The sequence below is a fragment of the Nocardioides sp. NBC_00163 genome (genome assembly GCF_045206295.1).
Lineage (GTDB): Bacteria > Actinomycetota > Actinomycetes > Propionibacteriales > Nocardioidaceae > Nocardioides.
Genome location: NZ_CP108155.1, coordinates 4,225,485 through 4,237,768, shown reverse-complemented (window position 1 = coordinate 4,237,768; position 12,284 = coordinate 4,225,485). Strand labels below are relative to the sequence as shown.

Genomic DNA, 12,284 nt, shown 5'->3' with positions numbered 1-12,284 from the left:
ATTACGGCAGCCGCTACTCCGGCTTGATGCCCAGGCGGTCGAGCTCCTCGTCGATGATCGCGGTGTCCAGCTTCTGGAAGACCGGGGTGGGCTTGGCGACCGGAGTGCCGACGACGATCTCGTGGCGCTCCCAGGTGGGCGCGCCGGAGTAGTCGCCGGTGATGATCGGGTAGGGCTTGCCGTCGTCGAGGTCCTCGACCTCCTCGATGCGGGGCATCGGGGCGACCTCACCCTTGCCACCGAGGGCCTTGTCGATCTCGTTGGCGGAGAACGGCAGGAACGGGGACAGGATCAGGTTGAGGTCGGCGACGCACTGGGCCATCACGTGCAGCACGGTGCCGAGCCGCTCGCGGTCCTCGGGAGCCTTGGCCAGCTTCCACGGCTCGAGGTCGGTGACGTACTTGTTGACCTCGCCGACCGCGCGCATCGCCTCGCCGATCGCCTGCTTCTGCCGGTGACGACCGATCAGGTCGCCGACGGTGCCGAACGCGGCGCCGACGGTGTCGAGGATCGCCTGGTCCGCCTCGGTCAGCGTTCCGGCGGGGGGCAGCTCGCCGAAGTTCTTCGCGATCAGGGTGGCGGTGCGGTTGACCAGGTTGCCCCAGCCGGCGACGAGCTCGTCGTTCGTACGCCGCACGAACTCCGCCCAGGTGAAGTCGGAGTCGTTCGACTCGGGGCCGGCGGCGGCCACGAAGTAGCGGAACGCGTCGGGCTGGTAGCGCGAGAGGAGGTCGCGTACGTAGATCACGATCTTCTTCGAGGAGGAGAACTTCTTGCCCTCCATCGTCAGATACTCGCTGGAGACGACCTCTGTCGGCAGGTTCAGCACATCGAACGAACCGGGCTCGCCGCCCTTCGACCCCTGGCCGTTGTAGGCGATCAGCTCGGCCGGCCAGATCTGGGAGTGGAAGACGATGTTGTCCTTGCCCATGAAGTAGTACGACAGCGCCTCCGGGGCGTTCCACCAGTCGCGCCACGCCTCGGGGTCACCCGAGCGTCGGGCCCACTCGATCGAGGCGGACAGGTAGCCGATCACCGCGTCGAACCAGACGTACATCCGCTTGGTCGGGTTCTCGCGCCAGCCGTCGAGCGGGACCTTGATGCCCCAGTCGATGTCGCGCGTCATCGCGCGCGGGCGGATCTCCTTGAGGATGTTCTGGCTGAACCGGATGACGTTGGGACGCCACAGGCCGGTCTGCTCGCGGTCGTCGAGGAACGCGTGCAGCGCATCGGCCAGGGCGGGCAGGTCGAGGAAGAAGTGCTGGGTCTCGACGAACTCCGGCGTCTCGCCGTTGATCTTGGAGACCGGGTTGATCAGCTGGTCCGGGTCGAGCTGGTTGCCACAGTTGTCGCACTGGTCACCGCGAGCCCCGTCGGCCCCACAGATCGGGCAGGTGCCCTCGATATAGCGGTCCGGCAGCGTCCTGCCGGTCGACGGCGAGATCGCGCCCTTGGAGGTCTGCTCGACGAAGTAGCCGTTGTTCCACACCCCGAGGAACAGCTCCTGCACCACCGAGTGGTGGTTGGCCGAGGTGGTGCGGGTGTAGAGGTCGTACGTCAGGCCGAGCGAGACCAGATCCTCGACGATGATCCGGTGGTTCTTGTCGACGAGCTCCTGGGGAGTCACGCCGGCCTCGTCGGCGGCGATCAGGATCGGGGTGCCGTGCTCGTCGGAGCCGGAGACCATGAGCACGTCGTGGCCCGCCATCCGCATGTACCGACTGAAGACGTCGGAGGGCACGCCGAAACCGGCCACGTGGCCGATGTGGCGCGGGCCGTTTGCGTACGGCCAGGCGACTGCGGACAGAACGTTGCTCATGGCCCCATCCTAGGGAGAGGGCGCCATCAGTTTTCTATCGACATGGCTATCGATGCGGGCAACCCGGATCACGGGTTGAACATCTGGTCCCGCTGGTAGGCGTACTTCCGGATCCACGGCAGCCACTTGGCGAGCTGTGCGCCCGGGCAGGAGGTCTCGTTGGTGTGGAAGTGGCCGTCGATGACCCAGACCCGGACGCGCCGGCCGGCCGGGAACCGGTCGCTGCCCTTCGAGATCGTCTCGAGCGTCCCGCGCTCGTCGCGGCCGGCCATGTCGAGCTTCCAGGCCGCCATCCGCTCGGTCTTGATGAGGGCGTCGTCGGAGGGACGTACGTTCTCGAAGTTGCCGATCAGGGCGATGCCCATCGACTGGTGGTTGAAGCCACGCGTGTGGGCGCCCTTGACGAGCCGGTCGATGCCGCCGGAGCGTCCCTCCCAGGCACGGCCGTACTTGTCGATGAGGAAGTTGTAGGCGATGTCGAACCACCCCAGTGACCTGGTGTGATAGCTGTAGATGCCGCGGATGATCCCTGGCACGTCGCCCTTGGAGTAGTTGTTGCTGGTGGCGGTGTGGTGGATGTGGACCTGCTTGAGCGAGCTGTTGTACTCCGGCCGGCCGTTGCGCCAGGAGTTGTTGGCACCCCACTGCGACCGGGTGAAGATCACCGGCTTCGGCGCCCACTTCGGTCGCGACCGCGCGACCCGGCCGTTGGCGCTGCCGTTCGAAGCGCTGCCGTAGCCCAGGTCGTCGGCCTCCCGCTTCGGCGCCTTGACGTCCTCCTGCGGCCCGGTGTTGATCAGGGTCAGTTTCAGGTCCTTGGGCTGCGCACCCTCGACCCGCACCTGTACGCCGCTGGCCCGGCCGGTCCACACCGGCTGCGTGCCTCGGCGCTCGACCTTGCCGCGCGCGGCGACGTCCCCTTCGCCGCCGTCGGGCAGGTCCTCCTGCAGCGGCAGCTCCTGCCACTCTCGCCACTGGTCCGACTTGCTCACCCGCACCTCGACCTGGGGAGTCTGCGCTCCGGTCCAGGAAACCCCGACCATCGAGAAGGTCGTCGTACGCAGCTTCTCCGTCGAGGCCGCGGCGGCGGACCGCTCGTTCAGCCGCGGCGGCAGCTTCACGTCACGGGTGGCGATGCCGTCCTCGAGACGGGGCAGCTTGATCAGCTGACCCTCCTCGGCGGCAGCCGGATCGATCGCCGAACCGATGGCAGGCACGAGCATCGACGCGCCGACAACGACAGCGGTCAGGGTCACGGTGATGACGCGGGGGAAGCGGGCCATACCCTTGATTTTGAAGAGTCGAGCGCCCGACATGCCGCAAACGCATGTGTTCGGTGTGTCGTTTGGGACTTCTGTGACTAAAGCGACGGTGCCGGCGCGAACGGCACCGGCCTCCCGGCGTACGCAGCCAGGTGCTCGTAAGCACACGATCCCTCGGGCGCCGAGAGCGCGTTGGCGAAGGCCCGCCCCTTGCGCTCCGGCCCAAGGATGCGGTCCATCGCGACGACCGCCCGCTGGGCGACCGCCTCGTCGAGGCCGTCGGTCGGGCGGCCGAGCGCCGCGCACACGTCCCAGGTGTGGACCGCGATCTCGGCCGACTGCCAATCGGGGTCGATCATCACCATGTCGTCGGGGCCGACCTCGCGCCACAGGTTGATCAGCGCGTTGCCCCTGGTGCGGAGCTCCTCGCCCAGATTGACCGCGTAGTCCTCACGCCCGTCCCATCCCGGCGGCGAGCCCTGGAGCATCGTCACGAAGACTCGGGGCTGGGCGATCATGTGGTTGGCCAGCTTGCGCAGATCCCACTCGGGACACGGCGTCGGCCGGGTCAGGTCGTCCGCCGTGACGGTGTCGAGAAGCTCTGCTGCCTGCGTCAGTGCCCGCTGCAGCGCGAACACTCCCATCTGGTCAACCACACCACCATGGTCTCAGGCGAGCCTGCGTCCCGCGAAAGCAGCCAGCCGCTCGTACGCCCCGGCGCCCTCGGGCGCCGCCACCTCGGCGTCGAACGCACCCGTGCGCATCTCCGGCTTCAGGGTCGCCTTCATGAAGGCCAGCCCGACCTCGGCCAGCTCCGGGTCGAGCTCGGAGGTCGGGACGTCGAGCGCTTGTGCGAGGTCCCAGGAGTGAGTGGCGTACTCGGCGACGAGCAGGCCGACCGGCACGACCGCGCCGCCCTCCCAGCCGTCGGTGCCGGGACCCTGGCCCCACGCGTGGATGACGTCGTCGGCACCGACCTTGAACGCCGGCCCCCAGCTCTCACTGATGTGCGGCGCCGGCGCACCCCAGTCGGGCTCGCCGCCACGAAGCATCGTGACGAAGTTGGTGCCGTCCGCGATCACGTGGTCGGCCAGCGTGCCGACGTCCCACTGCCGGCACGGTGTCGGCCGCGAGACGGTCTCGGCGTGCACCCGGTCGAGCAGGTCGCCGGTCTGGTCCAGCGCCCGCGAGAGAATTCCTGCCTCGTCTGTAGTAGTCACCCAGCCAACGTACGACTGGTCGACCTCGGCGTCACCGCCAAATTCAGCTGAAGTCGAGGTCGTGGACCCGCGCGCGCTTGAGCTCGTAGACGTAGGGGTAGGCGGTGATCAGCTGGAACCCGTCCCAGAGCTTGCCGGCCTCCTCGCCCTTGGGCGCCTTGGAGATGACCGGCCCGAAGAAGGCCGAGCCGTTCATCGCGATCGTCGGGGTGCCGACGTCGTTGCCGACCTGGTCCATGCCCTCGTGGTGGGACTTGGCGATGTCCTCGTCGTACGAGGAGTCATCCATCGCGTCGGCTAGCTCGACGGGCAGCTCGACCGAGGCCAGCGCGGCCTCGATGACCTCACGGGTGAAGTCCTTCTTCTCCACGTGGCGCCGGGTGCCGAGCGCCGTGTAGATCTCGGCGAGCTTCTCCTGGCCGTACTCGTTCTGCACCGCCATGCAGACCCGCACCGGGCCCCAGGCGGTCGCGAGCATCTTCCGGTAGTCCTCGGGGATGTCCTTGTCCTGGTTCAGGTACGCCAGGCTCATGATGTGCCAGGTCACCTCGACGTCACGCACCTTCTCGACCTCGAGGATCCAGCGCGAGGTGATCCAGGCGAACGGACAGGCGGGGTCGAACCAGAAGTCGGCAGAGGTCTTCTCGAGGGTCTTCTCGGACGGCGCAGCGGGGGTGGTCTGTGTCATATGACACTGAACCACCCCCGCTGCGGATCTGTTCCGGCCGTCAGTTGACGGTGGTGAAGTCACCCCCGCTGGCCCAGTAGGCGACCTCGTCGCCGCTGTAGGCAGCAGTCACTGCATACTCGCCCGCGGGGAGCTTGACGAAGGTGACTCCGGCCGAGCTACCACTGAGCGTCTTGGTGACCGTACGTCCGCCGTTGGTCGTGATCTTGACCGTCCCGGTCGGCTGGTAGCCCGGCGCGGTGACCTGGACGGCCACCTTCGCCTCCCGGGATCCGCCGGTCGCGGTGACCTTGACGCTCGGCTTGACGCGGACCCGGCCGCTGGGGCCGTACGTCTTGGTCAGCGTCCCGCTGCTGGAGCGGGCGACCACGGTGACGCTGAGGCGGCGACCGACGTCGGCCTCGGCCGGACGGTACTTCTCGGTCGTGGCGCCGGAGATCGGCGTGCCTTCACGCGTCCACTGGTAGGAGAGGTCGACCGCCTCGCTGAAGCCGCCCGGGTCGACCTGCATCAGGCCACCGAGACGAGTGCCGCCCTTCACGAAGCCGGCCTCGGTCTGCGCCAGCTCGCCGCCGCTGGGCGGCTCCGCCGGCTGCTGCGGCGCCTTGCCACCGCCGACGAGCGTGCTGGCGAAGGCGTACGACTGCTTCGGGCGGTAGCCCTCCTGGACACCGACGACGACCGCGCCGATCCTCTTCCCGGAGGCCGCTGCGGGCACCTTCAGGAAGCGGGACTTGGTGCGCGTGATCAGCTGCTTGTCGGCGTACCACCTGACCTCGCCGATCTTGGCCGACGGCTCGTAGTCCGCCCCGCCGACGGAGACCGTCGAGCCGACCTTCTGGGTGCCGGTGATCTTCGGCTGCGCCAGGACCTTGAACGTGCCCTGCTTGATCGGGGGCAGGATCTGGCTCATCGTCTTGGCCTCGCTGTAGTCCCGGCGGGTGCCGGTGAGCACCGCCGCGATCTGCTTGCCGGCGAGGTGGCCGGGGATGCGGAAGGTCTTGTTGGTCGCACCCGGGATCGGCTTCTTGTTCACGATCCACTGGTAGCGGATCTTGTTCGGGTTCGGGCTCCACGAGCCGGTGTTGACGGTGACCGCCTTGCCGACCTGTGCGGTGCCCTCGACCGTGGGCCGCTTGGTGACCGAGAGGCGCTGGTCGTTGAAGTGGATGAACCCGGTCGGGTAGTTCACCGAGTCCCTGCCGATCCGGCGCCAGCTGATGTCGCTGCCGTAGTTGGACTCCGAGATCGTGATCGTGTCCGCGCCGACCTTCTCGACGATCGCGACGTGCCCGAAGCGGCTCGCGCTCGGGTGCGAGGAGTGCCACCAGGCGACCGAGCCGACGGTCGGCGTCCTGTTCGTCAGCCTGCTCAGCGCAACGCCCCAGTTGGTGGCGTTGCCCTCGCCCGACCAGGGGCGAGCGTTCGGCAGGCCGGTCTGGATCAGCTTGTACGCGACGTAGTTGGTGCAGTTGCGACCGGCGTACATCCGCCAGTACATGCTCCCCCACGCACTCTCGTAGCCGCCGGTGGAGTAGCCCTTGCTGCGGCAGTCCGAGAAGCCGGAGCAGAGCGTGATGGAGCCCGCGTGCGCCGGTGATGCCAACTTGGGGATGACTTGCACACCGAGGCCGACGAGCAGCAGAACCGCACCGGTGACCAAAGCCCGGCGCAGCGCCCCGCCAGGCTTCCCCACCTGGCGCGACTCCTGTGAATACTGATGTTCCTGTGACTTGAGGGGCACATGAGCACCCTAGAGAAAGTTGTCAACCATTGATACCGGTGTGTCGGAATTACAACACTGTATTTTTACTTTTCACGCTCAGTGACTCCCAAGAACCGGCAACAAGCGCTATATAAATGTCTCGAATTCCGGGCACAGTGAGAGGATCCAGCCATGCCTGGAACCAATCTGACGCGCGCCGAAGCCACCGCTAGGGCCGCACTACTCGACGTCCTGTCGTACGACATCGATCTCGACCTCACCACGGGTGCTGAGACCTTCGGTTCGACGACGACGATCACCTTCACCTCCACCGAGGCCGGCGCCTCGACCTTCGCCGATCTGGTCGGCGCGACGGTCCACGAGATCACGCTCAACGGCGTGGCGCTCGACCCCGCGGTGGCTTACCAGGACTCTCGGATTCAGCTCGACGGCCTCGCCGCCGAGAACGTGCTCGTCGTCAAGGCCGACTGCGTCTACTCCCACACCGGCGAGGGGCTGCACCGCTTCGTCGACCCCGCCGACGACCGCGTCTACCTCTACTCCCAGTTCGAGGTCCCCGACGCGCGCCGCGTCTACACCACCTTCGAGCAGCCCGACCTCAAGTCCGTCTTCACCTTCCACGTGACCGCTCCCGAGGGCTGGAAGGTCGTCTCCAACGCGGTCACGCCCGAGCCGAAGCCGCTCGGCGACGGTCGTGCGACCTGGGACTTCGAGCCCACCAAGAAGATGTCGACCTACATCACCGCGCTGATCGCCGGTGAGTACCACGAGGTCCAGGACGTCTACGAGGGCAAGTTCGGCACCATCCCGCTGGGTCACTACTGCCGCCAGTCGCTGGTCCCCCACCTCGACCGCGACGAGGTCGTGAAGATCACCAAGCAGGGCTTCGAGTTCTTCGAGGACGCATTCGACTTCCCCTACCCCTTCGGGAAGTACGACCAGCTCTACGTGCCCGAGTACAACATGGGCGCGATGGAGAACGCCGGCGCCGTGACGCTGCGCGACGAGTACCTGCCGCGCTCCAAGCAGCCGCGCTCCTTCTACGACTTCCGCGCCTCGGTGATCCTCCACGAGATGGCGCACATGTGGTTCGGCGACCTGGTCACCATGAAGTGGTGGGACGACCTCTGGCTCAACGAGTCCTTCGCCGAGTGGGCCTGCTACCACGCCCAGGCCAACGCGACCGAGTTCACCGACGCCTGGACCGGCTTCACCAATGCGCGCAAGCAGACCGGCTACCGCCAGGACCAGCTGCCCACTACGCACCCGATCGCCGCGGACAACTACGACCTGCAGGCCGTCGAGGTCAACTTCGACATGATCACCTACGCCAAGGGCGCCTCCGTCCTGAAGCAGCTCGTGGCGTGGGTCGGGCTCGAGCCGTTCCTGGAGGGGCTGAAGGCCTACTTCAAGGAGTTCGCCTACGGGAACTCCGAGTTCAAGGACCTGCTGCGCCACCTCGAGGCCGCCTCTGGCCGTGAGCTCCAGGGCTGGGCCCAGGAGTGGCTGCAGACCGCCGGCGTCAACACCCTCGCGCCCGAGTTCACGCTCACCGAGGAGGGTGCCTACGCCTCCTTCGCCGTGCGCCAGTCGGCGGCCGCCGACTACCCGACGCTCCGTCGCCACCGCATCGGCCTCGGCCTCTACGACCTGGTCGACGGCTCGCTCGTGCGCCGCGACGCGTTCGAGATCGACGTCACCGGTGAGCTGACCTCGGTTCCCCAGCTCGAAGGCGTCAAGCAGCCCGACCTGCTGCTGCTGAACGAGGGCGACCTGACGTACGCCAAGATCCGGCTCGACGAGCGCTCGCTGGCCACCGCGCTGTCGTCGCTGTCCGTGCTGGGCGACTCGCTCTCGCGCGCGCTGATCTGGGGTGCGGCCTGGGACATGACCCGCGACGCGGAGATGCGGGCGAGCGACTTCGTCGAGCTCGTACTCGCCAACATCGGCCAGGAGACCGACGCCTGGGGCGTCACCCGGATCCCGGTCTTCGCCGCCCAGGCGGTGGGCTCGTTCTCGGCTCCGGCCAACCGCGACGCCCTCAAGGCGCGCTGGGAGACCGGTCTCCGGGAGCTGCTGGTGGCCGCCGCGCCGAGCAGCGACCACCAGCTGACCTTCGCCCGGACGTACGCCGCGGCAGCCCGCTCCGAGGCCGCGATCGCCGACCTCAAGGGCCTGCTCTCCGGCGACCTGGCCTTCGACGGTCTCGACATCGACCAGGACCTGCGCTGGGCACTCGTCACCGGCCTGGCCGCCTCGGGCACCTTCGGCGAGGCCGAGATCGCCGCCGAGCTCGAGCGCGACAACACCATCTCCGGCCAGGAGAAGGCAGCCGCCGCCCGCGCCGCGCAGCCGACGGCCGAGGCCAAGGAAGCCGCCTGGGAGTCGGTCGTCGTCCGCACCGACGTGGCCAACGAGACCGCTCGCTCGATCGTGCTCTCGTTCCAGCGCGGCGGGCAGGACGAGGTGCTGGCGCCCTTCGTCGACCGCTACTTCGAGGCCGCCGACACCCTCTGGGACCACCTCGGCACCCACCGCGCCTCGACGGTGCTGGAGTTCATCTTCCCGAAGCCGGCCGCCTCCCCCGAGCTCCTGGAGAAGGCCGACAAGTGGCTCGAGACCTCCCCCGCCGAGCCCGCCGCCAAGCGGTACGTCCGCGAGGGACGTGACGAGGTCGCCCGCGCCCTCGCCGCTCAGGACCGCGACGCGCAGTAGCACCACACGCGAAGGGGGCCCCGGAAGCACCTGCTTCCGGGGCCCTTCGTACTTGCTCGAAAACCAAGAATGGAAGGGAGATCTCCCCTTCCACTAACAACTTTATAGCGCATATAGGGGCTTGCCGCAAGACCCCCGGATTGGGGCAGAATCTCGTCCTCGAACAGGTAAAGTGCCTGATCAGACAGGGGATTCAACGTTGCAAGCATTCGATCTCGCGGGCCGTCACGACGCCAAGGCGGACCCGGCACTGATCGCCGAGGACGAGCAGCACTTCGCTGCCATCGCGCAGAGCCTCGAGGAGCAGATCTCCGAGCTGAACGAGCGGCTGGATGACGTACGCCGCCGCCCGGGCGGGCACGGGCAGGAGGCGATGGACCGCGATCTGGAGGTGCACCGGATCGGTGGGCAGCTGCGGATGCTGCGCAGGTTCAGTCTGGACCTGTGCCTGGGGCGGATCGTCACGGAGTCGGGCAGCACCATCTACATCGGGCGGCTCGGGCTGACCGCCAGCGACGGCCGGCGGCTGCTGGTCGACTGGCGCTCGCCGGCAGCGGAGCCGTTCTTCGCGGCCACGCATGCCGACCCGCGCGGGCTGCTGAGCCGGCGCCGCTACCGCTGGACCAACGGTCGGATCACCGACTACTGGGACGAGGTCTTCACCGCCGAGGGGCTCGAGGGGCACGCCGCCCTCGACGACCAGTCGGCCTTCATCGCCACGCTCGGCAGCAGCCGCTCGCCGCGGATGCGCGACGTGCTCGGCACCATCCAGGCCGACCAGGACGCCATCGTCCGAGCGTCCTCGCGGGGCGCCCTGGTCGTCGACGGCGGTCCGGGGACGGGCAAGACCGTGGTCGCGCTGCACCGCACGGCGTACCTCCTCTACTCCGACCCGCGCCTGGGCGAGGGCAAGGGCGGGGTGCTGTTCGTGGGACCGCACGAGCCCTACCTCTCCTATGTCGCGGACGTGCTGCCGAGCCTGGGCGAGGAGGGCGTACGCACCACCACGCTGCGCCGGATGGTGCCCGAGGGTGCCTCGCTGGTCCCGGAGCCGGACAAGGAGGTCGCCCGGCTCAAGGCCGAAGCCCGGATGGTCGCGGCGATCGAGCCGGCGGTGGCGCTCTACGAGAAGCCTCCGTCGAAGCCGACCCTGGTCGAGACCCCCTACGGCGACGCGGTGATCAGCACCGGCGACTGGGCCGAGGCCATCGCCGCGGCCGAGCAGGGTACGCCGCACAACGACGCCCGCGACCAGGTCTGGGAGGCGCTGCTGAGGATCGTGACCGAGAGGATCCAGGAGAACACCGGCGCCGACCCCGACCGCGACTACGACGCCGATATCGACGACTGGGGCGACGAGGACCAGGAGGAGGACGAGTTCGACGCGTACGGGCTCGTCGACCAGGACTCGACCGACGCCCTGCGTGCCTCGCTGGAGACCAACGCCGGACTGCTCGACGTCTTCGGCGAGGTCTGGCCGCGGCTGCGCCCGGCCGACATCGTCGGGGACCTGTGGGAGGTGCCCGCGTTCCTGCGGATGTGCGCGCCCTGGCTCACTCCCGACGAGATCAAGACGCTGCAGCGTGACCGGGTTCTCCAAGCCGGCAAAGCCTGGACCGACGCGGACCTGCCGCTGCTAGACGCCGCCCACCGCCGGCTCGGCGACCCCGACGCCTCGCGGCGCCGGAGCGCCCAGAAGGCAGCGGCGGCCGCCGACCGGAAGGCGAAGGCAGCGGTCGTCTCGGACCTGATCAGCCACGACGACTCCGACATGAAGGTGATGTCGATGCTGCGCGGCCAGGACCTGCGCACCGCGCTCCTCGACGACTCGGTGCGGGAATCGGAGGAGCTCGATCCCTACGCCGGCCCGTTCGCGCACATCGTCGTCGACGAGGCGCAGGAGCTGACCGACGCCGAGTGGCAGATGCTGATCAGCCGCTGCCCCTCGCGCAGCTTCACGATCGTCGGCGACCGCGCCCAGGCGCGGCACGGGTTCACCGAGTCGTGGCAGGAGCGGCTCGAGCGTGTCGGCCTGGACCGGATCGAGATGGCCGGCCTGAGCATCAACTACCGCACGCCCGAGGAGGTGATGACCGAGGCCGAGCCGGTCATCCGCGCAGCACTTCCCGACGCCAACGTGCCCACGTCGATCCGTGCCTCCGGCATCCCGGTCGTCCGCGGATCCGTCGCGGATCTCGACGTGATCCTGGACACCTGGCTCGCCGAGAACGAGGAGGGTGTCGCCTGTGTGATCGCCACTGGCTCACCGGACATCAACGAAGGCCGCGTACGCCGCCTGTCCCCCGTGCACGCCAAAGGGCTCGAGTTCGACCTGGTCGTCCTCATCGCCCCCGAGACGTACGGGACCGGGATCGAGGGTGCCGTGGACCGCTACGTCGCGATGACGCGGGCGACCCAGCAGTTGGCCATTCTCAGCTAACCGACCCGAAGGGTCAGTGCGTCGCGGCGGGGAGGTTGTCGTCGTCTGCCTTGTGGGGCTTGGGCAGCAGCCCCTCGCCGCGGAACACACCCGGCAGGAGCACGAGGAGGGAGATGACCACCATCAGGATCACCGGGATGAGCAGGATGAGCAGGAGCAGACCGGAGGCGGTCATGTCCTCGGCGACCGGCCAGCCGTTGGGAACCTCGGCGCTGGCGGGGCCGGCGGTAGCAACAGAGGCGACGACGGCGGCGGAGGCGGAGGCGCCGAGGAGGCCGGCGCGGCGCAGGATCTGGTTGCTCACGGGTCAGATACTAACGGCGTAGGTCCCGTAGTACGGACTCGGTGCGGGCATTGGCACGCGCACGATGCTCCATACCGTCAATGGCATGTCGACGAGACGAGCCGCAGTTG

The 12,284-nt window shown here is 68.3% G+C and carries 9 protein-coding genes; 2 read left to right on the top strand and 7 right to left on the bottom strand.

The window, feature by feature from the left end:
• Nucleotides 1-13: 13 nt before the first annotated feature.
• The 6 genes from metG to OG801_RS20250 form a co-directional block, all read right to left on the bottom strand.
• On the bottom strand, nucleotides 14-1,819 hold the full coding sequence (metG, locus tag OG801_RS20275) for a methionine--tRNA ligase (RefSeq protein ID WP_406030882.1): 1,806 nt from the start codon (nucleotides 1,817-1,819) through the stop codon (nucleotides 14-16).
• Between the two features lie 68 nt (nucleotides 1,820-1,887).
• On the bottom strand, nucleotides 1,888-3,102 hold the full coding sequence (locus OG801_RS20270; RefSeq protein WP_406030880.1) for a peptidoglycan recognition protein: 1,215 nt from the start codon (nucleotides 3,100-3,102) through the stop codon (nucleotides 1,888-1,890).
• Nucleotides 3,103-3,179: 77 nt separating this feature from the next.
• Nucleotides 3,180-3,737: a maleylpyruvate isomerase family mycothiol-dependent enzyme gene (locus tag OG801_RS20265; protein ID WP_406030878.1), complete on the bottom strand. Its 558-nt coding sequence runs from the start codon at nucleotides 3,735-3,737 to the stop codon at nucleotides 3,180-3,182.
• A 12-nt stretch (nucleotides 3,738-3,749) separates the two neighbouring features.
• Entirely contained in the window at nucleotides 3,750-4,301 is a 552-nt protein-coding gene (locus OG801_RS20260; protein ID WP_406030876.1) for a TIGR03086 family metal-binding protein, read from the bottom strand.
• 43 nt (nucleotides 4,302-4,344) lie between these two features.
• Complete coding sequence (locus tag OG801_RS20255) at nucleotides 4,345-4,989, bottom strand: DsbA family protein (RefSeq protein ID WP_406030874.1); 645 nt, start codon at nucleotides 4,987-4,989, stop codon at nucleotides 4,345-4,347.
• A gap of 40 nt (nucleotides 4,990-5,029) precedes the next feature.
• Nucleotides 5,030-6,685 (bottom strand): CHAP domain-containing protein, encoded by a 1,656-nt coding sequence (locus OG801_RS20250; RefSeq protein ID WP_406030872.1) that lies wholly within the window; start codon nucleotides 6,683-6,685, stop codon nucleotides 5,030-5,032.
• A 201-nt stretch (nucleotides 6,686-6,886) separates the two neighbouring features.
• On the opposite strand from OG801_RS20250, the gene pepN reads away from it, so the two are divergent.
• Together pepN and helR are read left to right on the top strand one after the other, a co-directional pair.
• Entirely contained in the window at nucleotides 6,887-9,430 is a 2,544-nt protein-coding gene (gene pepN, locus OG801_RS20245) for an aminopeptidase N (RefSeq protein WP_406030870.1), read from the top strand.
• Between the two features lie 199 nt (nucleotides 9,431-9,629).
• Nucleotides 9,630-11,870 (top strand): RNA polymerase recycling motor ATPase HelR, encoded by a 2,241-nt coding sequence (helR, locus tag OG801_RS20240; protein ID WP_406030869.1) that lies wholly within the window; start codon nucleotides 9,630-9,632, stop codon nucleotides 11,868-11,870.
• 13 nt (nucleotides 11,871-11,883) lie between these two features.
• Here helR and OG801_RS20235 read toward each other — a convergent pair whose 3' ends face one another.
• Nucleotides 11,884-12,174 (bottom strand): hypothetical protein, encoded by a 291-nt coding sequence (locus OG801_RS20235; protein WP_355021561.1) that lies wholly within the window; start codon nucleotides 12,172-12,174, stop codon nucleotides 11,884-11,886.
• Nucleotides 12,175-12,284: the final 110 nt, after the last annotated feature.